The sequence below is a fragment of the Marinobacter sp. LV10R510-11A genome, from assembly GCF_900215155.1.
GTDB lineage: Bacteria > Pseudomonadota > Gammaproteobacteria > Pseudomonadales > Oleiphilaceae > Marinobacter.
In genome coordinates, this window is sequence record NZ_LT907980.1 from 3,341,795 (window position 1) to 3,365,234 (window position 23,440).

The following is a 23,440-nucleotide window of genomic DNA, read 5'->3' on the forward strand; positions in this document are numbered from 1 at the left end:
GTTGGCGCGCCAGATTGACGCAACTCAAGAAATGGGCTGGAAATGTATATGTGCTGGTTGTCAGGCGAAGTCTTTTTTGCTGCCTGGGGTCTGTGCGTCAGCTACAAAAACATCCCGCACGGTGATGGGCTCACCATCGGCATTGTGTACCTGAATGGTTTGAACAGGTTGCCCTGTTGCCCTGTCCCGCAGATCCAGCGGAGCGTCATCAGGTGCAGGGTTCCACTTGTCGCCCCACTGACGCAGGGCAATAACCACCGGGAACAGGTCCCGGCCTTTCTCGGTAAGCCGGTATTCGAAGCGGGAACCGTGTTCACCCACCTCTACTTTCTTCAGTACACCGTTATCCACCAACCGAGCTAGACGGTCGCACAGGATATTTTTGGCGATACCCAGTTCCTGCTGAAAGTCTACAAAACGCCGGGTGCCGTACATAGCTTGCAGCACAATCAGTAGGGACCACCAGTCACCCACCTGATTCAGGGCGCGGGCGACGGAGCAATTGGAGTCATCAAAACGTTTTCTGGCCATGGGTTGAAGTGTACATAATAAGGTTGCATCTTAAAACCAGATTAAATAGAGTTGCTTTATTAAATACAGTTGCGTTAAGAAACCAAATTACTGAGGTAGCTATCAATGACCATGAATCTGGGCCCCATGTTTGAACCCTTCGCGATCCACAACCTTACACTGCGCAACCGCGTTGCCATGGCGCCTATGACCCGGAATTTCTCGCCCAAAGGCGTTCCCGGTGAGAACGTAGTTGCCTACTATCGGCGCCGTGCCGAGGCGGGTGTGGGCCTGATTATTACCGAAGGCACTACAGTGAACCATCCTGCGGCTAGTGGTTACCCCAATGTACCTGCGTTTCATGGTAACGAAGCACTGGAAGGCTGGAAAAACGTCGTAGATGCAGTGCACGAAGCCGGCGGTGCAATCTTCCCGCAGCTTTGGCACGTAGGTGCGGTGCGCAAGGAAGGATCAGGGCCGGATACTTCGGTTCCCGGTTACAGTCCGTCGGGCCTGTTTGCCCCTGGCAAGCCAAACGGCAAAGCGATGAGCGAAGAAGACATCGAAGATGTTGTGACTGCGTTTGCCGATGCTGCACAGGATGCCAAAGCCTTGGGGTTTGATGGTGTAGAGATTCACGGTGCCCACGGTTATCTACTCGATCAGTTCCTGTGGGAAGGCACCAACCAGCGTGAAGATGAGTACGGCGGCAGCATGGAGAACCGTTTGCGCTTCGTGGTTGAGATTGTGGAAGCGGTTCGCCATCGCGTGGGCCCCGAGTTCACCATTATGCTGCGTTTCTCCCAGTGGAAGCAGCAGGATTACGAAGCAAAATTGGTAAACAGCCCAGACGAGCTCGAACAGTTTCTCAAACCGCTGGTTGAAGCCGGTGTGGATATTTTCCACGCCTCAACGCGTCGCTTCTGGGAGCCGGAGTTTGAAGGCTCCAGCCTCAACCTTGCCGGCTGGACTCAGAAGCTTTCTGGCAAGCCCACCATGTCGGTTGGCAGCGTTGGTCTAACGGAAGATTTCATTAGCGGCACGATGGCCAGCAAGCAAGAGTCGGTAGAACAGTCTGGCATCGACGAGCTGGTAGAGCGCATGAACAACCACGAATTTGAGTTGATTGCCGTGGGCCGCGCACTTCTGCAGGATCCCGAATGGCTCACCAAAGTGAAGGAAGGACGGCTTGGCGACGTGGATGATTTCGCACGCAAATCTCTCACCAACCTGTACTGAGTTTGGACAGAGCATTTCCTCCCTGTAACAGCACACCCCCACTGCCTATGCGTATGATGGGGGTGTTTTTTACAGGAAGAATTTACAGGAGTGACAGCAATGTCTTCGAAAAACAGTGTTTCAGTATTGATGCTTACAAGCCTGCTGGCGTTTGCCGGTTGCGCCACCGTAGGCAAGGATTTTTCTACTCACAATATCGATCAGATTACCGTGGATGAAACCACTCGGGCCGACATTCAGGAGATGTTTGGTGAGCCCTGGCGCACAGGCGTTGAAGACGGTAAGCGCACCTGGACCTACGGCAAATATCGTTGGTCAGCTTTTGGCGATGCCGAAACGACCGATCTGGTTGTCCGGTTCAACCCGGATGGCAGCGTTTCTTCCTACGTATATAACACCACAGAGTAACGACCCTGTTGATGCGGTATCCGCGAGATCCGGATACCGCATTCATCATGGCCATAAGGCTTACGTGGTTTAGTCTCGCAACCCGCTCACCAGTTTGTCGATGCTGTCTTTGGCATCTCCGAACAGCATGCGGGAGTTGTCCTTGAAGAACAGCGGGTTTTCCACCCCGGAATAGCCTGTTGCCATACCTCGTTTAAGAATCACCACATGCCGCGCTTTCCAAACTTCAAGCACCGGCATGCCGGCAATCGGGCTGCCCGGGTCTTCTGCCGCTGCCGGGTTCACCGTATCGTTAGCGCCGATAACCAGCACCACGTCAGTCTTCGGGAAATCCGCGTTGATCTCGTCCATCTCCAGCACTATGTCGTAGGGCACATGCGCTTCTGCCAGCAGCACGTTCATGTGCCCAGGCAAACGGCCAGCAACCGGGTGGATACCAAAGCGCACAGTCACGCCCCGCTCCCTGAGCAGTTTGGTTAGATCACTGACCCCGCTCTGGGCCTGAGCCACGGCCATGCCGTAACCCGGTACGATAATCACTGATTCAGCGTTGCGAAGTTCTTCGCAGACTTCGTCAGCATTGGTCTCCAGAGCCGTCTGGTCATCAGAACCCGCTGCGGCAGAGCCGCTACTGCTGGTCTGGCCAAAGCCCCCAAGGATAACGCTGATAAACGACCGGTTCATGGCCTTGCACATGATGTAACTGAGAATGGCACCGCTGCTGCCTACCAGTGCGCCGGTAACGATCAGCAGGTCGTTACCCAGCATGAAGCCAATGGAAGCCGCGGCCCAGCCGGAATAACTGTTGAGCATGGAGACAACCACGGGCATGTCGGCGCCGCCAATGGCCATGATCAGATGCACACCCAGTACGGCGGCAACCACGGTCATCAGCACCAACGCAAGTATGCCCAGGGCCATGCTGTCCGTGTTCAGGAACCAGGCACCCAGCAACACCGATACCGCTATTGCAGCCAGATTCATCAGGTGGCGGCCGGGCAGGGTGAGAGCTTTGCTGTCGATACGTCCATCAAGCTTGCCGCAGGCTATTAGAGAGCCGGTGAAGGTGATGGCGCCGATGAAGATACCCACAAACACTTCCACCAGTTTGATGGTGTGCTCGGCACCGGTGGTGTGTGTGAGCGGCTCGATATAACCCGTGAAGCCCACTAGCACCGCGGCCATACCCACAAAGCTGTGCAGCAGTGCCACCAGTTGCGGCATCTGGGTCATTTCCACCTTATTGGCGATGACAATACCGACACTGGCACCGGCCAGTACTGCAATCAAGATAGCGACGAGCCCGCTGTCACTGACGCTGGCCATTGTGGCTACCAGCGCAATGAGAATGCCGGCAACACCGTAAAGGTTGCCCCGGCGTGCGGATTCCTGATGGCTCAAGCCTCCGAGGCTGAGAATAAATAATACGCTGGCGACCACGTAGGCCACACTGACGAGTCCTGTACTCATGGCGGTCACCCCTTATCTGCGGAACATTTTAAGCATGCGATGGGTAACCCGGAAGCCGCCCCCTACGTTGATGCTGGCAATCAGCACCGCTACAAACGCCATAATCCCGACCGCGACATTGTCCGCCTGGGCCAGGTGTAACATGGCACCAATCACGATAATGCCGCTGATAGCGTTGGTCACACTCATCAATGGCGTGTGCAGAGAGGCTGTCACGTTCCAGACAACCTGCCAGCCAATAAAACAGGCAAGCACAAATACCGTGAAATGCCTCAGGAAGCTTTCCGGTGCGTGAGCGCCCACGCCATAAAGCGCAGCAATGGTGACAATTAGCACCGCGCCCTTGCCAATCAGGCTGCGGCGTTGAGATTCCTTGTGCGCTGCCGCTTTCTGTTCCGCCGAGGGCTCTTCTGTGCCGGGCGCGGGTTTGGGGCTGGTTGGTGTCTGCGGCTGAGGTGGTGGCCAGGTCACCTCTTGATCCAGTACCACCGTGAGGCCACGAATCACGTCATCTTCCATGTTTACCTGTGGCTTGCCGTCTTTCTCCGGCGTCAGCTCAGTCACTAGATGGAACAGGTTAGTGGCGTAAAGATCACTGGCGACCTTGGCCATGCGGCTTGGCAAATCGGTAAAGCCGATCAGCGTGACGTCGTGTTGCACGACAATTTTGCCAGGCTCGGTGAGTTCGCAGTTGCCGCCGCGCTCCGACGCCAAATCGACAACCACACTGCCGGGCTTCATGGATTTCACCATGTCCGCCGTGATCAGCTTGGGCGCAGGCTTGCCGGGAATCAGGGCGGTGGTGATAATAATGTCCACCTCTTTGGCCTGCTCCGCAAACAGGGCCATCTCTGCCTTGATGAATTCATCGCTCATTTGTTTGGCGTAACCGCCGGTGCCCGCGCCTTCTTCCTCATCAAAATCCAACTGAAGAAACTCGGCGCCCATGCTTTCAACCTGCTCTTTCACTTCCAGCCGGGTATCAAAGGCCCGGACAATCGCGCCCAAGCTGTTAGCAGCGCCCACAGCCGCGAGCCCGGCCACGCCGGCACCGATTACCATTACCTTGGCCGGTGGCACCTTACCTGCCGCCGTCATCTGGCCGGTGAAGAAACGCCCGAAGTGATTGGCCGCCTCCACCACCGCGCGGTATCCGGCGATATTGGCCATGGCGCTCAGCGCATCCATTTTCTGGGCGCGGCTGATGCGGGGCAGGCTGTCGATAGCGAATGTGGTAATTTTTCGGGCAGCAAGCTGCTTCAGAAGCTCAGAGTTCTGGCCTGGCCAGATATAACTGGCTAGAAAGCCGCCTTCCTTCATCAAATCAGCTTCATGCTTGCCCAACGCGGGGTTCTGCATGGGTGCACGAACCTTCAGGATGAAATCCGCGTCGCGCCATAACGAGCCGGTATCCGCTGCAATGGTTGCACCAACGGACTCGTAGGCCTCATCGCGATAGTGCGCCGCCTCGCCGGCACCGGTTTCAACAGTGACCTCGTAGCCCAAGGCAATTAGCTTGTGCACCGAGGGTGGTGTCGCTGCAACCCGCCGTTCGTCTGTATATATCTCTTTCGGAATGCCAATTTTCATTTTTGAAACGTCCTTCGGCTGAACCGTAGAATGAACCGTTGAACTCGATATCTGATATTTACATACTAGTGCAACTCCAAGACTTTGCATGCCATACGTTCTGTTGCGTACGGAAGAAATTCCGATTTGCAGCTATGCTTTGCGTTTTTCACATACCGGAAAATTTTGATGTTTGAGATGTTTTTCAGCACGTACATCAGCAGTACGATCCGCTTCCTGTTTCTGCTGGCGCCGTTCTTTGCGGTGTCCATGTTTATCGCCTTAACCCGTGGGTTGCCGGCTGCTGAAAAAGCCTCGATTATCCGCCGGGCCTGTATCGCAGCTTCCGTTATGGGAGTCATACTGTTCTTTGGCGGCCCTGTGCTGTTCAGTGCGATTGGCATTACCCTGGATTCCTTCCGCATTGGTGCCGGTACGCTACTGTTCCTAACCGCCATCAGCTTGGTCACCAGTGGCACCCGCAACCACGCCACCGGCCTGCCCGAAGAAGATCGCGACGACATTGCAGTAGTGCCACTTGCGGTCCCGGTAATGATTGGCCCCGCCACCATAGGTGCTATTCTGGTGTACGGCGCCGAACTCAAGAAGGTACCGGAAGTTGCCGGTGGCCTGTTAGGCCTGCTTTCCGGTTTGTTTATTCTGGGTATACTGCTGCACCTGTCTGGGTATCTGGAAAAAGTTCTGGGTAAAACCGGCCTCAACATTCTCTCCAAAATCAGCGGCCTTGTTCTCTCGGCCATGGCAGCGGAGATTGTACTAACCGGCGTCACGGGCTTTATCGCCAGCACCGGTTTATAAGAGATTATAGAAGGCTAAAAGAGGTTATCAGGAGCCGCGATGTCCACCGACACCATAGAACACAATCGCAACCGACAGGACTTCTCCGGCATCGAATCGATCTGGCTGTTCGGTTATGGTTCGCTGATTTACAAGGTAGACTTCCCGTTTTTGGAGCAACGCCCCGCGTCTATCCAGGGCTGGGCGCGTCGGTTCTGGCAGGGGTCCCACGACCACCGGGGCACCCCAGAAGCGCCGGGTAGGGTGGCGACTCTAATTGAGCAGCCAGGTGGCACCTGCAAGGGTATGGCCTTCCGGGTATCACCCAGTGTGTTCGAACATTTGGACGTGCGGGAAAAGAACGGTTATTTGAGGTTTTCCACAGCTCTGACGTTCGAAAACGGTAGCTATGCGCAAGGGCTGGTATATATCGCCACCGCGGACAATGAAGTGTTCTTAGGTCATGCGCCCGAAGCCGATATAGCTCGCCAGATTGCTACAGCAACAGGCCCCAGCGGCCCCAACTCCGAATACCTCTTCAGACTGGCTGAGTCATTACGAACACTAGGTGACGAGTGTACGCACACATTTTCTATAGAAGCGTTCCTAAAATCAGACTCCTGAGTTAGCTTCCTGATCTTGCGGGCGAGTGGCGGGATTAAACCCCCTGGGCGGTGATTTCCGACGCTGGTTAAGGCCAATCAGCACCAGCGGCACAACAACCATCATGCTACCCACCAAGAACCACCAGTCTGGTACTTCGTTAAACCATATCCAGCCGATAGCCACAGCCCAAATCAGCCCCGTATATTCCGCACTGGTCACCTGGTTCGCATCCACCTGGCGGTAAGCCAGCAGAACAGTGATGTTGTAGCCCAGAATAAAAAATGCAGAACCCGCCGCAGAAAACAGAATCTCCGGGTGCCAGGTTGCGCCTTGTTGCCACTCCCATCCCGCAAGTAATGCAGAGGCCGGAATGACCAGCAGGTAGTTAAGAAACAGCTTGTGCACCGTGCTCTGGCCCTTTGGCAGCTTGCGTACCATAACGGCATTGATAGCCAGCGAGAACGCCGACCCCAGCGCTGCAATGGCGGCCCAATTGAACTCCATTGGGCGCAGGATAACGATGATGCCCGCAAAGCCGCTGAACACCGCGATCACACTCAGGGGCGAGAGGGTTTCCCGGAAGATGAATACTGAAAATACCATCACAAGAATCGGCGCTGCATAAAACACTGCGTTGGCCGTGGCCAGCGGTAGGTTACTCAGAGCTACGATCATGCACAGCAGGCCCACCAGGTGAATGTGCGCCCGTAACGCATGCACCTTGAAGCCCGCGAAGAGGTTGCTCCGGTCAATTTTTCGCGCCAGCGGCAGCAGGAACACAAGTGTGATCAGGCAGCGTAGAAACGCGAACTGTAAAATGGGAAAGCCCGGCTCCATGAGCTTGATAAATACGTCAGATATCAAAGCCATGGCGTTGCCTAGCACAAGCAAGAGAATTGCGCTGTTTACAGTTTTGCCTGACATGGTTTCTTTCCTGAAATCCAGATATGAATAAAGCGCACGCATAGGAGGTGGCAGTCGTAGTCTATTTGCGATTTAATATCCGATAAAGTGATGTTTATTGATTGGGTATTAGAAAAATAGATAATGAAACTGCCTCCCCTTAAAGCCCTACCCGTATTCGAAGCCGTTGCTCGCCTCAACAGCTTTTCCATGGCTGCTCAGGAATTGGCGGTAAGCCAGAGCGCGGTGAGCCATCAGATCAAACAGCTGGAAACCTACCTGGGTGAAAAACTGTTCTGGCGTAGCGGGCGCACACTCGCACTGACTGACGAAGGTCGTCAGTACCTGGATGCCATCAGCACCTCTTTACTTCAGATAGAGCGGGCCAGTGAGCAATTGCTGGGGCGTGAGGAATCCCTCCTTAGGTTATCGGTGTTCAGCTCTTTTGCCGTACGTTGGCTGGTACCCCGGCTGCCGGATTTGCAGCGCTTGCACCCGCAGGTAGAACTGGCGCTGGAAATGAGCAGCGAAAGCCCGGTGCTGTCTGACCGAGTGGCGGACTGTTTTATCACCATCCACAGGAACTCACCGGCCTACAGTTACGAGCTTTTGTACGTGGAACGGCTTTTCCCCGTGTGCAGCCAAGACTACTGGCAACGCATTCGCAGGGAGCTGGGGCGAGAGATAGGCGTAACGGGGCGCGACGAGCCTGCCATGACCACGGCTGAAATAGCCCGCTTCCCTCTGTTATCCACCCACAGTATTTACGACAAGGCCGCCGGCGATTGGGAAGCTTGGTATCGCATGGTGGACGAAACCATCCCCACCGGCGCTCGCATCCAGCATTTTAGCCACATGTTGTTGGCCCTCGAAGCCGCGCGGTTTCATCAAGGCATCGCGCTCACCAACGATTACATGCTCAGCACCCGCAAGGGCTCGGAGGAGTTTGTGCGTTTGCCCTGCCACTCACTGGTTACCGGAGACAAATTTTACTTTGCCTGGAAAGCCAGCCGCCGACGGGAGCGCGGTATTCAGATACTGCGCCGCTGGCTGGTCAGTGAGGCGATTGAAGGAGGGCTGCGGAGTGGGGCGGGCTAACTCTACTAGTTATTTTCCAGGGTTTCCCATACCTCGATGGCGGCGGCAAGGTCTTCGAGCGAGGCGCCCACGGATTTGAACAGGGTTATGGCTTGGTCATTGGTGCGCCCAGGCTTGTCGCCCCTGATCAGTTCCGCCAGTTCGGCGCGCAGGCTGGTTTCACTGAATGCACCCTCGTTGATGGCCTGCAGTATATCTCCGGCTTCGCCCATAGCACCGGCGTAGGTGTCCACGAATACCTCGCTGCGAGCCAGGCACTGACTGTCGGTTTCCCGCATGGTTGGCCGGAACGCGCCGACCAGATCGAGATGGCTGCCGGGTTGCAGCCATTCGCCCCGGATCAGTGGTTCGGTTGACAGGGTCGCACAACTGATGATGTCTGCTTCGGGAACAGCGGTTTCCAGGTCATTCACCGCTTCACAATCAAAGCGATCGCTGAAACGTTCAGCCAGCGCTGCAGCCTTGTTCGGATTGCGGCCCCATATCCGCACCTTGCGGATAGGGCGCACCGTGGCGTGAGCCTCTATCAGCATGGGTGCCAGCTTGCCGGTGCCGACTACCAACAATGATGAAACGTCTTGTCGCGACAGCTCACGGGCCGCCAGGGCAGAAGCCGCTGCGGTGCGCCGGCTGGTTAGCGCGCTGCCATCGATGCAGGCCAGAGGAGTGCCGTGCTGGCCTTCACACAGAATATATAAACCGGAGATGGCGGGCAGGCCGGCGTTGGCATTTTGTGGGAACACGTTGACCATTTTCATGCCGATATACCCCGCCTGTTCCCAGGCGGGCATCAGCAGCATGGTGGCCTCGCCATCCGGCCGATGCATGGCGTGATGGTGTCGTGGTGGGGCTTCCACGCCATGCCGGAACGTATTGGCAAGACGTTCGATCAGTGCTGGCCATGCCAGCGCGCTCCCCACCTCTTGTGCAGAAATAATACGCATAATGCCTAATCCTGTTTACGGGTGGCCAGTCGCTGGATCTCACCGACGATGCCACGCCGGAACACCATCACACAAACCACGAAGATAGTACCCAGAATCACCTGCACCCAGGAGCCGAAGGATGAGAGTTCATGACTGAGGGCCCCGACGGTGATGGCGCCAACGACAGGGCCAAAAACGGTGCCCAGCCCACCCACGAGAGTCATCAGTATGACCTCGCCGGAGGTTTGCCAATGGGCGTTGGTGAGTGCGGCAAACTGGAAAACGATCGCCTTGGTGGCACCGGCCAGTCCGGCGATCGAAGCGGAGATAACGAAGGCCAGCAGCTTGAAGCGGTCTACGTCATACCCCAGCGACAAAGCGCGGGATTCGTTCTCCCGGATTGCCTCGAGTACCACGCCAAACGGCGAATAAATGGTGCGGTAGATGATGCCGAATCCGATCAGGAAAATGGCGAACACAAAGTAGTACATGGCGAGGGAGTTGTTCAGATCAATGAATCCGAATAGCTCGCCCCGGGGGATGCCCTGCAAGCCGTTCTCGCCGCCGGTAAACGGCATCTGCAGCGCCAGAAAATAGATGATCTGTGCCAGGGCCAGGGTGACCATGGCGAAATAGATGCCTTGCCGACGAATCGCCAGGAAGCCAAAAATGCTGCCAAGAACCAGGGTAAACCCGGTTCCTGCCAATATACCGAGTAGCGGCGAAAAGCCCCACTCCTTGGTGACATACCCCGTGATATAGGCAGCGCCGCCGAAAAAAGCAGCGTGGCCAAACGACAAGAGCCCGGCATAACCCAGTAACAGATTGAAGGCGCACGCAAACAGCGCGAAGCACAGCAGATCCATAACAAACACCGGGTAGGCGAAGAACGGTGCGGTCAGGCCTGCAACAAGCATCAGAATAAACAGGATACGATTGGTCATGAGCGGCTCACTTCTCCTTACCGAACAGTCCCGCCGGACGGAATAGCAGCACCAGTACCATCAGGAAGAAAATGACGGTGCTGGCAGCGGGTGGGTAGAACACCTTGGTCAGGCCTTCGATGAGGCCAAGTGCAAGACCGGAGAGAATGGCGCCCATGATGGAGCCCATGCCGCCGATCACCACAACAGCGAACACCACGATGATCAGGTCGGCCCCCATCAGGGGGCTGACCGAGTACATCGGAGCAGCCAGTACGCCGGCGAGCCCCGCCAGACCAGCACCGAAAGCAAAGGTCAGGGTTATCATCAGCGGAACGTTAAGACCAAACGCCTGAGTCAGGTCCGGGTTTTCGACGCCGGCTCTCAGACGCGAGCCTAATTTAGTGTGCTCAATGAAGAACCAGGTGGCAAAACACACCACGAGCGAGAACACGATGGCGAACAGACGATAGGTGGGGAAATACATAAAACCAAGGTCCACCACCCCACTCAAGCTCTCCGGCTGACCCGGGTAGGGGGTGCCGGAGACGTTGAAATAGTTGGAGAACAGGCCCTGAAGAATCAGAGTAATTCCGAAGGTCAGCAGCAGCCCGTATATGTGATCCAGTTCGTACAGGCGCCTGAGCAGGAAGCGCTCAATGAGCACCCCCAGCAGACCGACCAGCAATGGCACCAGAACCAGCGACGCCCAGAAGCCAATCTGGACGCTGACACCGAACCACTGCTCCAGAAAGGAGTAGCCAATCAATGCGATAAAGGCACCGAGCATATACATGGCGCCGTGGGCGAAGTTGATGATGTTCAACAGTCCGAATATCACCGCAAGCCCGAGGCTCAACATGGCGTAAAACACACCGACATTAAGCCCAAGCAGCGCCTGAGCAAGAATGACTTCTATCGACACGTTGGCTATCTCCCTTTAAGTCGTCGTCAAACGGCGTGTTAATTAACCAGCGGACATTTGGTGTCTGCCATTGAGATGTAGGCCTGATCTGCGGGAATCTTTGAGACCACGTTCAGCAGGTCCCACTCGCTTTTCGATTCCGAGGGCTTTTTCACTTCCACCAGGTACATGTCGTGCAGCATGGAGCCGTTGGGGGCAATTTTGCCACCTTTCACGAACATGTCGTTCAGAGTCATTTCTCCCAGTTTGGCGCGAACCGTCTCGGTATCGTCCGTTCCGGCTTCCTTGACCGCTTTCAGGTAGTTGGACACAGCCGAATAGACACCCGCCTGGACCATCGTTGGCATGGCACCATGGCGCTCATTGAATCGGTTGGACCACGCTTTGGTTTCTTCATTCTGGTTCCAGACAAAGGCGGTGGTAAATTGCAGACCCTGAGCTATGTCGAGACCCATACTGTGCACATCGGTCAGGAACACCAGCATGCCAGCCAGTTTCTGACCACTTTGGACAATACGGAACTGGTTAGCCTGCTTGATGGCATTGACTGTATCCTGGCCGGCATTGGCCAGCCCGATTACGTCTGCACCGGACGATTGGGCCTGCAGCAGATAGGACGAGAAGTCATTGGTGGAGAGCGGTGCGTTGACATTGCCGACCACCTCGCCGCCCATGCTTTCTACTACCGCACCGGTGTTATCTCGCAGTGAATGCCCGAAGGCATAGTCCGCAGTGATAAAAAACCATTTCTTGCCGCCGTTTTTAACCATCGCGGTGGCTGTACCCACTGGCAGGGCATGGGTATCGTAGACATAGTGAATGCCATAGGGCGAGCACTGTTCTTCCGTCAGCGCGGTGGAACCAGCACCGGTATTCATGGTGATGATTTTCTTGTCCTTGGCAAGGCCCTGAACGGAAAGCGCGACCGAGGAGTTATCCAGGGCCGTGATCATGTCCACTTCTTTGGCGTCGATCCATTCACGTGCGGTGCTGGCGCCAATATCCGGTTTGTTCTGGTGGTCTGCTGAGATCAACTCAATGGATTTGCCCATAACCGAACCGCCAAAGTCTTCGATGGCCATTTCAGCTGCGATAACGGCACCGGGGCCCTCCAGAGACTTATAGACCCCCGACATGTCACTGAGTACGCCGATCTTGACCTTGTCGTCAGACAAAGCTCCGGCTGCGGTTAGAGGTAATGTGAGGGACGCCGCAGCCACAGCGACGACCAGTCCTTGTTTCAAGTGCTTGAACATAGTGGGATTCCTTTTGTTATTAGGTTCCGGGTCGGATCCACAAAGGCGGTCCAGGCCCACAGGCTCAGACACTCAGGTGTCTGTTCAACTGCTCTTTTTTGGCCTCAAGGTCGGCCGCATCAATTTGTTGTACCACCTTGCCGTGCTCGATCACGTAATGCCGATCCGCCAAAGGTGCGGCAAAGTGAAAATTCTGTTCTACCAGAATAATCGTGAAGCCCCTTTCTCTTAGTTTTCGAATAACACTACCCAGGCTTTTCAGGATTACCGGGGCAAGCCCTTCGGTAATCTCGTCCAGTAACAGAAGGGAGGCACCCGTGCGCAGGATTCGGGCAATCGCCAGCATCTGCTGCTCGCCGCCGGAGAGCTTGGATCCCTGGCTTTTACGGCGTTCTTTCAGGTTGGGAAACATGGTGTAGATTTCGTCTACCGACAGCCCACCTTTGGCGACTACCGGAGGCAATTCGAGGTTTTCATCTACGTTCAGAGAGGCAAAAATACCCCGCTCTTCCGGGCAGTACCCAAGTTTGCCCACGTGGGCAATCCGGTGTGTCGGCATATTGATAATTTCGGTGCCGTGGATTTTGATGGAGCCGGTGCGTTTACTGACCAGCCCGAGTATGGCTTTCAAGGTTGTCGTTCGTCCGGAACCGTTTCGGCCTAGCAGAGTAATGACTTCACCCTCGCGAAGCGTCAGATTCAGGCCATGGAGTATATGGGATTCGCCGTACCAGGCATGCAAGTTCTCAATCCGCAGTAATTCCGGCTTTTGCTCAGGCTGCATCAGTCGTACCCATATAAGCTTCCATCACCTCGGGGTTTTTGGAAACCTCGGCATAATTGCCTTCCGCAAGGATTTCGCCCCGGTTCAGTACGGTGATCTGGTCGGCGAGCGTCGATACCACATTGAGGTTGTGCTCAACCATGACGATAGTCCTGCCCTCGACCACGCGTTTGATCAGATCGGTCACCGTGCTCACATCTTCCGCACTCATGCCTTGAGTGGGCTCATCCAGCAACATCAGCCTCGGTTCCAGCGCAATGGTCGTGGCTATTTCCAATGCCCTTTTTTGTCCATAAGGCAGTTTAACCGCTTTTACGTCCCCAAAAGTGCCAAGACCGACCTGCTCCAGCGTCGCCTGAGCTTTCTCGTTGAGTTGGTCGAGAATCTGCATCGGGCGCCAGAACTGGTAGGACACCTGCAGTTTTCGTTGCAGTGCAATGCGAACGTTTTCCCTTGCTGAAAGATGGGGAAACACGGCTGAAATCTGAAACGAGCGAACCAGACCGAGCTGGGCGATGCCTGCCGGCTTGGCGTGGGTAATGTCCCGGCCGTCATAGATAATCTTGCCGGATGACGGCGTCAGGAACTTGGTCAGCAGATTAAAAAACGTAGTTTTGCCTGCCCCATTGGGGCCTATCAAGGCATGGATCGTGCCGGTTTGGACACTGAGATTGACGTCCTTGATGGCGGTGAAGCCCTTAAAGTTTTTGGTGAGACCGCAGGTTTCCAGAATAGCGGCCGGTTTCTGGGTATGGTCGGTCACGGTAAGCACCCCCGGCTGATCAGTGGTTCACGCACTGGCAGTTATTGATTGTTGTTTTTTAATTTAAAACAGGTTGTTAGAGCCAGACTTTGATGTCCCAAGTACAGACTCCAGTAAAGATGTGAATCGTGATTCTGTCAAGTTGGGCCATGACCATCGATGTGTCTCAGTATTAAAGATATTGATACCGAAGTAACCGGTGCTTGATGCGCTCAAGAATCACTTGGTCGATCACCGCAGCCAAAATTGCAATAACCAGTATGTTCGTCATCACTCCGGTCATGTCTGCAATCTCTCCCGAATAAGCAAGGGATTTACCAAGCCCGGGGCTGAAACCCACAATCATTTCGGCAGATATCAACGCACGCCAGGCATTACCAAAAGCCAGCTGCGCCCCGGTAATCAACTCTGGAGTGACCGCGGGAAAGTACACGCGCTTCAGCATCTGTACTTTGGACGCCCCCATTACTCGTGCGGCAGAAATGTGCACCTTTTCGACACTTTCCGTTGCATTCATGACACTCAGCGCGGTGGGGAAAAACGCGCCAATCGCCACAACAACGATGATTGGCAAATTACCGAAGCCCATCAGAATCAGGAATAGTGGCACCCAGGCAATCGACGGAATGGATTGCAGAATAATAATGGCCGCCTTGAGGGGCCCCCGCACCGCATTTATCGTGCCGCCAACAAGCCCCAGAAGGATTCCGAAGAACAACGCCGCACCGTAACCAGCTCCAAGCCGTGTCATGCTGTTACCAAGCCCCTCATAGAACTCGGCGCTGTTCAGCTCCTCCCACAATCGCACGATCGCGGTGTGAACGTCTGGCATCAGGAAGTCGGGCAGAAACCATGCCGCTACCTGCCAGAAAAACAGGATAACGGCGATGGCAATCACATAAGCCCGCTTAGTAGCGACGCCCCTTGTCTGGCTATTGCTCATGTTTAAAGCTCGCGAGTCTCTTGCCAGGTCAGGTCGAGCAGAGCGTCAACGTCGAAGGTTTTGTCATCAGCGAGAATGCCCTGTTTTTGCATAATGCCTGCTAACTCTTTCATGCGATCAATATCGGCGTCGGTCAGCTTGGAGCTAAAATCGTTGGTCTGAATTGCCTGGGTAATCACCTTTTCCGAAGGTATATCGCCTTCATTGAGGGATTTAACAACATCTTCTTTAATGAAGTAATCGGTGATGTACGTAGCCGCTTTCTCAGGCTGGTTTTCCAGCATTTCAATGGCGTCACGCTGGGCGTCGAGCGCAGCCCAGATAACGTCTTTACGGTTTTTCAGAGTATCGCCGGAGGTAATAACCACCATGCACGGGAAAGGCCACACTTCACCTATTTCATAGATTTGCTTAACCGGTGCAACAAGCTGGGCAATTCGGTCGTAGGGCTCAAACAGGAAAGCAGCGTCCACACGTCCACCTACCAGAGACTGAACCGCTACCGCCGGTGCCACTCCCATAATATTCAGGTCGTCTGGTTGTAATCCGGCATTGGCCAACATGACACCTTTGAGCACGATATCGGCTGTGCTGCCCTGTTTTTGGGAGGCGAGGTTGCGGCCCTTGAGATCTTCGACCGTGTTAATGCCTGAATCGTTCCGCACGACCAGAGAATGGTATCCGCGTTGCGCGCCGCCAACAATTTTCAGGTCGGCACCACGAGATGCCCAAGTGAAGGCATTAGAAAAGCCCAAAACACCGATATCAAGCTGGCCCCCGACGATGCCCTTGATCAGGTCGGTTCCGGAACTGAACTCAATCAGCTTTGCGTCCAGGCCATACTTTTTATACAGGCCTGCTTCGTGAGCGAGCATGGCTTGGGCATCGTCCATTACGCGCACATAGCCAACCCGAAACTCTTCATTTGCAGTTACCGGCCCGGCGAGCGCCAGTGCCAGAACGGATGTTATCAACCAGCGAATCATACAGTTTCTCCTGTTTTCCCGGCGTGAGCCGGCGTTGTGTCAGTATCGATCCCCAACTTATTCAGCACATCACGCCGGATATCGGCGAAGGCAGATAGGTCATGGGTTTTAGGCATATGTCCAAGCTCGATTTCGCTTAGCACGGTGGCGGGTCGGTTGCTGAATACCAGCACACGATCGGCAAGATATAGCGCTTCGTCTATATCGTGGGTAACCAGCACGACCGTAGGCCGCTCTTCTTCAATCAGGTCTTTCAGAACACTTTGCAGTGTCATTCGTGTCAGTGCATCGAGTGCGCCGAAGGGTTCGTCGAGCAGCAATACTTCAGGCCGTGCGATAAAAGCCCGGGCTAGAGCGCAACGCTGTCGCATACCACCCGATACCTGATGCGGGTAGTAATGCTCAAAACCAGACAGCTCTACTTTTTCCAACCATTTGTGGGCCTCTGCCAACGCCGCCTGCTTTGGCGTGCTCTGAAACTCCAGCGCCAGAGCCACGTTTCCCGCCAGCGTCAGCCAGGGGTATAGAGCGTGCTCCTGAAATACCAGAGTGCGATGAGGTGAGGGTTTTTCAACACCTTTACCGTTCGCTGTCAGGGTGCCGGTCGAAGGCTTCTCAAGGCCAGCTAGCATATGCAACAACGTGGATTTGCCACAGCCAGACGGCCCGACAAGAGCAACAATTTCGCCGGTTTTGATTGTCGTACTGAAATGCTCAATGACGTTGAGGTCGCCAAAAGACTTTGTCACGTCGTTGAATGTCAGTTCCATATAGCCCACCGATATATTCATATATACCATAAATGCATAAAGAGACTATATGTTATTACTAAACACAAAATCAAAAAAGGGCTTTCCAGATTTTTTATCGGAATGGTGTTAAAGCGGGCGAGTAACTGAGAGAGAAAAGCAGGGTTAAATATTGTGAGGGAGGAGTACTGATGCCTGCCGGGCATGGCCCGACAGGCATCTATATCGGTTATTTGTCAGCGGGCCTTTCAACGACTTTGCGCTTGCCCTTGGCACAGCGAGACAGCGCCTTCAGGCCTTCCTCATCAAACGCATCCACCCGGATAACGTCATAAAGGGCCGTCAGTGCCTCTTCCAACTTGTCGCATTCATCGGCCTTAACAATGCCTTCGGCGCAGGCCCAGTCGACCAGTTCCTTGCGCTGATGGCCCATCAGCAACGCGATGCCGTCTAGGTCGTCTTCATCACGGTTGCGGATGGCATCGTGCAGACGTTTGCGCATATCGGCGGTTTCGTTTGCCAGTTTGTAGGCATTCAGAACCCGGCCGAGGGGATCGTCAGTATCCATGGTGGTATATGCACCACGGCTGATGCGTTGGCGTAACGGCGTGTCCTCCACAATGCTTGCGGCCACGCGGGTGCCCAGCTTGTCATCCGGCCCGTTGAGGCCGGTTGCACCCAGCGGGAACACTAACAGGCGCAACGGCCAGCGCAGGGCAGGTACCGGGAAGTTGATGATGGCCTCGCGCATGGAGTTTTGCAGATCCCGCAGGCAGGTTTGCAAGCACCAGTCCACCAGCGGCCGCTGATCGGCCGGGTAGCCTTCTTCATGCCACTGTTTGATCACTGCTGAGGCGTAATACAACTGCACCAAGCTGTCTGCCATGCGCCCGGACAAGCGTTGCTTGGCCTTGAGACCGCCGCCGACGGAGAGCAGAGTCACGTCGGTCATCAGAGCAAACCCTGCCGAGAAACGGGCAAGCTGGCGATATGATGATTTGATATCGCCCTGCCTGGGAACAGATTCCAGCAGTCCTCCGGTGAGCCCTAAAAGCAGCGCACGCAGAGCGTTCCGTGTGGTGTGGGCTAGGTGCTTGTAGAAGATGCCATCGAACTTCTTGGTGGCCTGGTCTTCGTCTTCCATGCCGGCGGCTGCAATTTCTTCAACAATGAACGGATGGCAGCGAATAGCGCCTTGGCCGAACACCATCAGGCTTCGGGTCAGTATGTTTGCGCCTTCTACCGTAATCCCGATGGGCACGGCATTGTAGGCGCGGGCCATGAAGTTGCGGGGGCCGGTGATCACACCGCGGCCTGCCACTACGTCCATGGCGTGGTTGATCACTATTCGCATCAGGTCGGTGTTGCGGTATTTCAGCAGTGCTGAAGGCACAGCAGGCCGAACGCCACGGTCCAGCATGCCAGAGGTTAGCAAGCGCGCGGCATCCATCATGTAGGTATAGCCGGCGATGGGTTCCAGAGCTTCCTGCACGCCCTCGAACTGGCTGATGGAGCGGCCAAACTGCTCGCGAGTATAGGCGTAGGAGCCAGTCGCCAAGCTGGCAACCTTGCCGGCACCGGTAGCCAGCCCAGGCAGAGAAATAGAACGGCCGATGGAGAGGCATTCCAGCAGCATAGTCCAGCCCTTACCGAGCATGTCTTGGCCGCCGATGACTTGCTCCATGGGGATGAACACTTCGGTACCCCAGGTGGGCCCGTTCATGAATACGGTATTCATCGGTAAGTGACGTGCGCCCGCGTTTACGCCCTCGGTGTCGCGGGGAACCATAACGCAGGTCACGCCAATTTCACGGACGTCGCCCAGCAAACTATCTGGGTCGTAAACCTTGATAGCTAGGCCGATCAGCGTAGCGACCGGGGCCAGAGTGATGTAACGCTTGTTCCAGGTGACCTTCAAACCCAGCACTTCTTCACCGTTCCACTGGCCCTTACACACAATGCCTTTGTCGGGAATAGCACCCGCATCGGAGCCGGCGACCGGGGAGGTCAGCGCAAAGCAGGGGATTTCTTCGCCACCTGCTAGCCGGGGCAGGTAGTGCTTTTTCTGTTCGTCAGTACCGTAATGCATCAGCAACTCACCTGGGCCGAGGGAGTTGGGTACCATCACGGTGACAGCCGCAGACACGCTGCGGGTGGAAATCTTCATCACAATTTCTGAATGGGCGGTGTTGGAGAAGCCCATGCCGCCATCTTCTTTCGGAATCACCAGGCCGAAAAAGCCGTTCTCGCGGATGAACTTCCAGGCTTTGTCCGGCAGGTCGTAGTGTTCGTGGGTTATCTTCCAGTCATCCAGCATGGCGCAGAGTTTTTCTACCGGGCCATCAAGAAACGCCTGCTCTTCGCTGGTTAGGTGCGCCGGCCTGGCATCCAGAAGCTTCGACCACTGCGGCTTACCGGAAAACAGCTCGCCGTCCCAGTCCACAGAGCCGGATTTCAGGGCTTCTTCTTCAGTTGAAGATAGCTTCGGGAGGCGACTGCGAACCCAGCCCAGTAGGGGGCGGCTGAATTTGTCTAGGCGCAGTTCACTAGGAATAACCAGAATCAGGGCCAGCGCCAGAAAAAGCCCCCCAAACAAAATGCTGGCAATGTGCCACTCATCCTGGAACACGCCCACTAAGGTTGCGATGGACATCACCAGAGCGGCGGTGGTGCCGCCAACTCCCAGGTAGATCAGAATCAGGGCACTGATGAGCAGTAAAAGTACACTCATGGGCAGACCTCCGTATCGTGGATGAAATTAGAAAATTTCAGTTTTAACCTTCGGTCAAAGTTCCCGTATATGCAAGAGCACGCCCTAAGTACATATTTCGGCCTCTCTCAGCTTACAAACTCAAACCAATGATAAGCAGCGCCAGTGTGGCCAAAAGGATGGCCACGTTGGTGCCCAGCAACACGTTGAGCACATCTGGTTGATTAAGAGCGCTCGGCAGCGTCCAGACAAGCCAGAGTGCGAAGGGTGCGGTTGCTAATGACAGTATAGACGGCAATGGCAACCAGTCAGCAAAGACGCCCGTTACCAGAACCGCGTAGCCTAAAAGAAACAGTACGGACACCAGCTGGGCGGCGGCGTGGGTGCCTAGGGTTATAACCAGGTGCCGACGCCCGGCCTGTCGATCTGCTTCCGCATCCGGTATCTGATTGATCAGCAGCAGCTCACTAACCAGAAGTAGGCTGATCACGGATACAGTGATGGCAGTGGCATCAAGCTTGGCCCCAAGTGCCACGAGTGTGCCCAGAATCATCACCGGCCCAAAGCCAATGCCGGGTGCAAACAGGCACAGCAGGGGTGAGTGGGTAATCCAGCGGGTGTAGGTAAGCACGAGCATTACTCCGGCGAAACCCAGAACCAGCATGGGCAGCCCGCGCTGCCAGAGAAAATAGAAGCCGATAAGGATAACCAAAGCCAGCGTGCCAAGGGCTGTTGCCAGCACACGTTTGGCGGCAGAGGGCGTCTCCGGGAGTGCCCCGCTGCCCCCGGAAAACGGTGTGCGTGTGGTTATAAAGTCCAGGCCTGAGACAAAATCTTCGTATTCATTCAGCAGATTGACCGCAGCGTGGGCCAGCAAGGCGCCAATAAAGACCAGCAGCGTGTCCAACAGGGCTGGCGGCTCGCCCTGTTGCCAGGCCACTGCAACCCCCAGCCCGACACACAGAGGTGCGAGAACCAGAAAGTTGGGACGAGAGGCGCGGACAACGGCGACTGCTTCAGACATTCATGTTTTCCTTAGATATAACCTGCCGCGAAGACCAGTCCGAGCAAAGTCCGCATGACAATGAAGTTGCCCAGATTACTTAATAATACGAGGGAAGCAACTTTATGGGGCTCCCGCCGATACTGTTCTGCAACCATTTAGTTGAGCACCGCCGGAGGCAGATCAGCCTCACCGAACGCATCCGGTCGGTTGCGATGATGGCAATACCCACTCACAATAACCGGCGTTATCCGATTACTAACCGGTTGTGGAGTTCGCCCGTGACAGACCCGTTTGATCAGCCCCTTAGCCGCGACAATACTTGCTCGGTAAAGTTTGATGCCTGCAAGGCCGTTTTCGGCCGCGAGGATGTGATTCCGGTGTGGATAGCCGATATGGACTTTGCCGCACCGGAGGCCATAACTCGAGCGCTAACAGACCGCGCAGCTCACCCGGCTTACGGTTACACCCTGTTTCCTGACAGCTTGTACCAGTCAATCATTGACTGGTTTCGTGAGCGCCATGGCTGGGATATTCAGCGGGAATGGATATTGATGGCGCCCGGTGTGGTGCCTTCACTGCACGCAGCCTGCATGGCATACGCCGCGCCGGGCGAGGGCGTGATTGTGCAACCACCGGTGTATCCACCGTTCTTCAGTTCTGTTCGGCTCAGTGGCCGGTCGGTTATTGAAAACCCACTTGTTTGTGACGATGCCGGGCAGTACCGGATGGATCTGGAGCATCTGGAAGCCTGCGCCGCGCGCCCGGATGCAAAGCTACTAATGCTGTGTTCGCCCCACAACCCGGTTGGGCGCATTTGGTCGGAACAGGAGTTGGAAGCGGTTCTGGACATAGCGCGCCGACATGATCTGGTAATCATTTCCGATGAAATTCATTGCGACCTCACCTTTGCCGACAAGCCCCAGCACCGGATGCTGGCCGCACTTGCCAAGCCAGACGATGCCTTGATAACGGCCATTGCGCCGAGCAAAAGTTTTAACATACCGGGGCTTGGGTTATCTGCACTGGTGATTCCAGACAAAGAGCGGCGCGATGCTATCAAAGAGGTGTTTGATTCCATGCACCTGCCGCAATGCAACCCATTCAGTATTGCGGGATTTGAAGCCGGTTACCGTTACGGCGGCCCGTGGTTGGACGACTTGATGGTGTATGTGCAGAAGAACCGAGACTTTGTGGTGGCAACAGTCAACGCTCGCATGCCCGGAATTCAGACCCGAGCACCGGAAGGAACGTATTTGATGTGGCTCGATTGCCGGGATTTGGGGCTGGATGATGCCGCCCTGAAACGGTTTTTTGTGGAGAGCGCAGGCGTTGGTATGAATCCCGGCATTTCGTTCGGTGATCAGGGCAGTGGTTTTATGCGGCTTAACATCGGCTGCCCCAAGGCGGTGCTAGCCGAAGTGCTGAAGCGCATCGAGTCGGCGTTACCAGGCAACCGCGGAGTTAACGGTTAGTAGTGGAACAGTGATTACCTACACGCTCCCAGAGCGGTGGCTTGTTCATCCCTGGCATATCCCCTTTGGTTTCTTTGATGACCTTCCATACCTTGCCACTCTGGCCCTTCGAAACTTTTGCGCCCAGCTTAACCTCACTGAACAGAATGCCGCCGTGGTTTGCTCGAATCCAGGCGGAGTTGTAATACACCGGTTGGGGGTCACCCCATACAAACATCCGGGAGATCATGCCCTGCTTTTCCATCAAGCTGGTCAGGCTGTTTACACCAGCATCTATCTGGTGCTCCTGAATGCGGTGGGATTCGCCTGCCTCTAACGTTACCGAACGAATGCCTGCATTGACCGCGGCAGTGCGGAGCATTCCCTGTGACCCACTACTGTGTACCACCGCCATGCGATCAAAGCCCCGGGTAAATTCTGCAACCGTGGGGTTGTTCATGTCTGCACGGAGTTGTGGCAGGTTGGTTCGCTTCAATGAACCTGTGTGGATATCCACCAACATGTCGCAGTGCCGAATAATCTTCTCGAACAGCGAGTGGGCTATACGGTCTGCCAGGCTGCCATTCGAGCGGCCGGGGAAGTGCCGATTAAGGTCACGGCGATCGGGCAGATAACGGCTGCCCTGCTGGAACCCCGGCAGGTTCACAATGGGAACGCCCACCACCCTGCCGCTCAGCTTTTCCGGATCCAGGTCGTACATGGTCTGGCGGATAATTTCGATGCCATTCAGCTCATCGCCATGAATTGTGCCGGTCAGGCACAGGGTCGGGCCGGCATTGATGCCGTTGACCACCAGTACCGGTGTGGGCTGCGCCAAGCCGGCAATTTGAATGCCAGAAGACCAGGCCAAGCGCGTTGATGTGCCGGGCAGAACTTCGCTGCCCAGCAACACCAGGTTGTTTGCGGGCCGCGGCTCTTTTGTCTTCGGCTCTGTCGGCTCAACGACGGGTGCGCTGATTTCCTGTTCTTTACTGCTAGGACTCTCTTCGCTTTGGGGATCTTTTGGCGGCTCTGGAGCCGGTACCGGCGCTACTTCTTTCAAATCAATATTGGGCGCTACTTTCTTGGGCTTGGGCTTTTGCGCGGGCTTTGGTTTTAATGCCATTTTCATGGTGTAGCCATGAACATTAGGCGAATGTGCGTAAACTTAATGGCTTAACCAGCTTGCAAGGATCACCGATGCAAGCGTGTTAGTTATATCCGACGGAGGGAGTGAACAATATGGATCTTTTGCGAATTATTATTGCGATTTTGTTACCGCCGCTGGGCGTCTTCCTGCAGGTGGGCATAGGGAAGCACTTCTGGATCAACATAGTGCTGACCCTTTTGGGTTATATCCCCGGCATAGTGCACGCGGTATATATTATCGCCAAGAAGTAGAAGCCGGCAGATACGC

23 protein-coding genes are annotated in these 23,440 nt (G+C 55.3%); 7 read left to right on the forward strand and 16 right to left on the reverse strand.

What is annotated here, in order from left to right; translation table 11 throughout:
• Positions 1-60: 60 nt before the first annotated feature.
• On the reverse strand, positions 61-531 hold the full coding sequence (locus CPH80_RS16160) for a winged helix-turn-helix transcriptional regulator (RefSeq protein WP_096279392.1): 471 nt from the start codon (positions 529-531) through the stop codon (positions 61-63).
• Positions 532-636: 105 nt separating this feature from the next.
• Here CPH80_RS16160 and CPH80_RS16165 point away from each other — a divergent pair, with 105 nt between their 5' ends.
• Entirely contained in the window at positions 637-1,749 is a 1,113-nt protein-coding gene (locus tag CPH80_RS16165; RefSeq protein WP_096279394.1) for an NADH:flavin oxidoreductase, read from the forward strand.
• 99 nt (positions 1,750-1,848) lie between these two features.
• A complete protein-coding gene (gene bamE / locus CPH80_RS16170) occupies positions 1,849-2,157 on the forward strand; it encodes an outer membrane protein assembly factor BamE (protein ID WP_096279396.1) in 309 nt (102 codons plus the stop codon).
• A 69-nt stretch (positions 2,158-2,226) separates the two neighbouring features.
• Here bamE and pntB read toward each other — a convergent pair whose 3' ends face one another.
• Both pntB and CPH80_RS16180 read right to left on the reverse strand, forming a co-directional pair.
• Complete coding sequence (gene pntB / locus CPH80_RS16175; RefSeq protein ID WP_096279398.1) at positions 2,227-3,627, reverse strand: Re/Si-specific NAD(P)(+) transhydrogenase subunit beta; 1,401 nt, start codon at positions 3,625-3,627, stop codon at positions 2,227-2,229.
• Between the two features lie 12 nt (positions 3,628-3,639).
• Positions 3,640-5,217 carry a Re/Si-specific NAD(P)(+) transhydrogenase subunit alpha gene (locus tag CPH80_RS16180; protein ID WP_096279400.1) on the reverse strand — a complete coding sequence of 526 codons (1,578 nt, stop codon included), beginning with the start codon at positions 5,215-5,217 and terminating at the stop codon, positions 3,640-3,642.
• A gap of 168 nt (positions 5,218-5,385) precedes the next feature.
• On the opposite strand from CPH80_RS16180, the gene CPH80_RS16185 reads away from it, so the two are divergent.
• On the forward strand, positions 5,386-6,015 hold the full coding sequence (locus tag CPH80_RS16185) for a MarC family protein (protein WP_096279402.1): 630 nt from the start codon (positions 5,386-5,388) through the stop codon (positions 6,013-6,015).
• Between the two features lie 39 nt (positions 6,016-6,054).
• Positions 6,055-6,618, forward strand: coding sequence for a gamma-glutamylcyclotransferase (locus tag CPH80_RS16190; RefSeq protein WP_096279404.1), 564 nt, complete (start codon positions 6,055-6,057; stop codon positions 6,616-6,618).
• Here the strand turns inward: CPH80_RS16190 and CPH80_RS16195 are convergent.
• The gene (locus CPH80_RS16195) at positions 6,607-7,524 is read right to left on the reverse strand and encodes a DMT family transporter (RefSeq protein ID WP_096279406.1); all 918 of its coding nucleotides are present in this window, start codon (positions 7,522-7,524) and stop codon (positions 6,607-6,609) included. The genes CPH80_RS16190 and CPH80_RS16195 overlap by 12 nt on opposite strands.
• A 123-nt stretch (positions 7,525-7,647) precedes the next feature.
• Here CPH80_RS16195 and CPH80_RS16200 point away from each other — a divergent pair, with 123 nt between their 5' ends.
• Positions 7,648-8,601, forward strand: coding sequence for a LysR family transcriptional regulator (locus tag CPH80_RS16200; protein ID WP_096279408.1), 954 nt, complete (start codon positions 7,648-7,650; stop codon positions 8,599-8,601).
• Between the two features lie 5 nt (positions 8,602-8,606).
• On the opposite strand, the gene CPH80_RS16205 is transcribed toward CPH80_RS16200, so the two are convergent.
• The 11 genes from CPH80_RS16205 to CPH80_RS16255 all read right to left on the reverse strand — a co-directional run bounded on the left by CPH80_RS16205 (position 8,607) and on the right by CPH80_RS16255 (position 20,590).
• Positions 8,607-9,545, reverse strand: coding sequence for an ornithine cyclodeaminase family protein (locus CPH80_RS16205; protein WP_096279410.1), 939 nt, complete (start codon positions 9,543-9,545; stop codon positions 8,607-8,609).
• 5 nt (positions 9,546-9,550) lie between these two features.
• The gene (locus CPH80_RS16210; RefSeq protein ID WP_096279411.1) at positions 9,551-10,471 is read right to left on the reverse strand and encodes a branched-chain amino acid ABC transporter permease; all 921 of its coding nucleotides are present in this window, start codon (positions 10,469-10,471) and stop codon (positions 9,551-9,553) included.
• Between the two features lie 7 nt (positions 10,472-10,478).
• Positions 10,479-11,375, reverse strand: a complete 897-nt coding sequence (locus tag CPH80_RS16215; protein ID WP_096279413.1) for a branched-chain amino acid ABC transporter permease — start codon at positions 11,373-11,375, stop codon at positions 10,479-10,481.
• A 38-nt stretch (positions 11,376-11,413) separates the two neighbouring features.
• The gene (locus CPH80_RS16220) at positions 11,414-12,631 is read right to left on the reverse strand and encodes an ABC transporter substrate-binding protein (RefSeq protein WP_096279415.1); all 1,218 of its coding nucleotides are present in this window, start codon (positions 12,629-12,631) and stop codon (positions 11,414-11,416) included.
• A 64-nt stretch (positions 12,632-12,695) separates the two neighbouring features.
• The gene (locus tag CPH80_RS16225) at positions 12,696-13,415 is read right to left on the reverse strand and encodes an ABC transporter ATP-binding protein (protein WP_096279417.1); all 720 of its coding nucleotides are present in this window, start codon (positions 13,413-13,415) and stop codon (positions 12,696-12,698) included.
• The gene (locus CPH80_RS16230; protein ID WP_096279419.1) at positions 13,405-14,178 is read right to left on the reverse strand and encodes an ABC transporter ATP-binding protein; all 774 of its coding nucleotides are present in this window, start codon (positions 14,176-14,178) and stop codon (positions 13,405-13,407) included. Before CPH80_RS16230 ends, CPH80_RS16225 begins: the two co-directional genes overlap by 11 nt.
• A 172-nt stretch (positions 14,179-14,350) precedes the next feature.
• Complete coding sequence (locus tag CPH80_RS16235) at positions 14,351-15,121, reverse strand: ABC transporter permease (protein WP_096279421.1); 771 nt, start codon at positions 15,119-15,121, stop codon at positions 14,351-14,353.
• A 2-nt stretch (positions 15,122-15,123) separates the two neighbouring features.
• Entirely contained in the window at positions 15,124-16,107 is a 984-nt protein-coding gene (locus CPH80_RS16240) for an ABC transporter substrate-binding protein (protein WP_096279423.1), read from the reverse strand.
• Positions 16,104-16,877, reverse strand: a complete 774-nt coding sequence (locus CPH80_RS16245; RefSeq protein WP_096279424.1) for an ABC transporter ATP-binding protein — start codon at positions 16,875-16,877, stop codon at positions 16,104-16,106. The genes CPH80_RS16240 and CPH80_RS16245 overlap by 4 nt, the downstream gene beginning before the upstream one ends.
• A gap of 208 nt (positions 16,878-17,085) precedes the next feature.
• Positions 17,086-19,587 carry an acyl-CoA dehydrogenase gene (locus tag CPH80_RS16250; protein WP_096279426.1) on the reverse strand — a complete coding sequence of 834 codons (2,502 nt, stop codon included), beginning with the start codon at positions 19,585-19,587 and terminating at the stop codon, positions 17,086-17,088.
• Between the two features lie 112 nt (positions 19,588-19,699).
• Entirely contained in the window at positions 19,700-20,590 is an 891-nt protein-coding gene (locus CPH80_RS16255; RefSeq protein WP_096279428.1) for a prenyltransferase, read from the reverse strand.
• Positions 20,591-20,850: 260 nt separating this feature from the next.
• Here CPH80_RS16255 and CPH80_RS16265 point away from each other — a divergent pair, with 260 nt between their 5' ends.
• Positions 20,851-22,044 (forward strand): MalY/PatB family protein, encoded by a 1,194-nt coding sequence (locus CPH80_RS16265; RefSeq protein WP_227520216.1) that lies wholly within the window; start codon positions 20,851-20,853, stop codon positions 22,042-22,044.
• Here the strand turns inward: CPH80_RS16265 and CPH80_RS16270 are convergent.
• Entirely contained in the window at positions 22,034-23,155 is a 1,122-nt protein-coding gene (locus CPH80_RS16270; RefSeq protein ID WP_096279430.1) for a succinylglutamate desuccinylase/aspartoacylase family protein, read from the reverse strand. The two genes, CPH80_RS16265 and CPH80_RS16270, sit on opposite strands and share 11 nt — an antisense overlap.
• A gap of 110 nt (positions 23,156-23,265) precedes the next feature.
• Here CPH80_RS16270 and CPH80_RS16275 point away from each other — a divergent pair, with 110 nt between their 5' ends.
• The gene (locus CPH80_RS16275; protein ID WP_096279432.1) at positions 23,266-23,424 is read left to right on the forward strand and encodes a YqaE/Pmp3 family membrane protein; all 159 of its coding nucleotides are present in this window, start codon (positions 23,266-23,268) and stop codon (positions 23,422-23,424) included.
• Positions 23,425-23,440: the final 16 nt, after the last annotated feature.

Bases quoted from the DNA above. Each gene is read 5' to 3' on its own strand.
- CPH80_RS16165 (WP_096279394.1), top strand. From the start codon at position 637: ATGACCATGAATCTGGGCCCCATGTTTGAACCCTTCGCGATCCACAAC.
- CPH80_RS16190 (WP_096279404.1), top strand. From the start codon at position 6,055: ATGTCCACCGACACCATAGAACACAATCGCAACCGACAGGACTTCTCC.
- CPH80_RS16205 (WP_096279410.1), bottom strand. From the start codon at position 9,545: ATGCGTATTATTTCTGCACAAGAGGTGGGGAGCGCGCTGGCATGGCCA.
- CPH80_RS16210 (WP_096279411.1), bottom strand. From the start codon at position 10,471: ATGACCAATCGTATCCTGTTTATTCTGATGCTTGTTGCAGGCCTGACC.
- CPH80_RS16270 (WP_096279430.1), bottom strand. From the start codon at position 23,155: ATGAAAATGGCATTAAAACCAAAGCCCGCGCAAAAGCCCAAGCCCAAG.
- CPH80_RS16225 (WP_096279417.1), bottom strand. From the start codon at position 13,415: ATGCAGCCTGAGCAAAAGCCGGAATTACTGCGGATTGAGAACTTGCAT.
- pntB (WP_096279398.1), bottom strand. From the start codon at position 3,627: ATGAGTACAGGACTCGTCAGTGTGGCCTACGTGGTCGCCAGCGTATTA.
- CPH80_RS16160 (WP_096279392.1), bottom strand. From the start codon at position 531: ATGGCCAGAAAACGTTTTGATGACTCCAATTGCTCCGTCGCCCGCGCC.
- CPH80_RS16245 (WP_096279424.1), bottom strand. From the start codon at position 16,877: ATGGAACTGACATTCAACGACGTGACAAAGTCTTTTGGCGACCTCAAC.
- CPH80_RS16180 (WP_096279400.1), bottom strand. From the start codon at position 5,217: ATGAAAATTGGCATTCCGAAAGAGATATATACAGACGAACGGCGGGTT.
- CPH80_RS16240 (WP_096279423.1), bottom strand. From the start codon at position 16,107: ATGATTCGCTGGTTGATAACATCCGTTCTGGCACTGGCGCTCGCCGGG.
- CPH80_RS16250 (WP_096279426.1), bottom strand. From the start codon at position 19,587: ATGAGTGTACTTTTACTGCTCATCAGTGCCCTGATTCTGATCTACCTG.
- CPH80_RS16255 (WP_096279428.1), bottom strand. From the start codon at position 20,590: ATGTCTGAAGCAGTCGCCGTTGTCCGCGCCTCTCGTCCCAACTTTCTG.
- CPH80_RS16200 (WP_096279408.1), top strand. From the start codon at position 7,648: ATGAAACTGCCTCCCCTTAAAGCCCTACCCGTATTCGAAGCCGTTGCT.
- CPH80_RS16185 (WP_096279402.1), top strand. From the start codon at position 5,386: ATGTTTGAGATGTTTTTCAGCACGTACATCAGCAGTACGATCCGCTTC.
- CPH80_RS16195 (WP_096279406.1), bottom strand. From the start codon at position 7,524: ATGTCAGGCAAAACTGTAAACAGCGCAATTCTCTTGCTTGTGCTAGGC.
- CPH80_RS16235 (WP_096279421.1), bottom strand. From the start codon at position 15,121: ATGAGCAATAGCCAGACAAGGGGCGTCGCTACTAAGCGGGCTTATGTG.
- bamE (WP_096279396.1), top strand. From the start codon at position 1,849: ATGTCTTCGAAAAACAGTGTTTCAGTATTGATGCTTACAAGCCTGCTG.
- CPH80_RS16275 (WP_096279432.1), top strand. From the start codon at position 23,266: ATGGATCTTTTGCGAATTATTATTGCGATTTTGTTACCGCCGCTGGGC.
- CPH80_RS16220 (WP_096279415.1), bottom strand. From the start codon at position 12,631: ATGTTCAAGCACTTGAAACAAGGACTGGTCGTCGCTGTGGCTGCGGCG.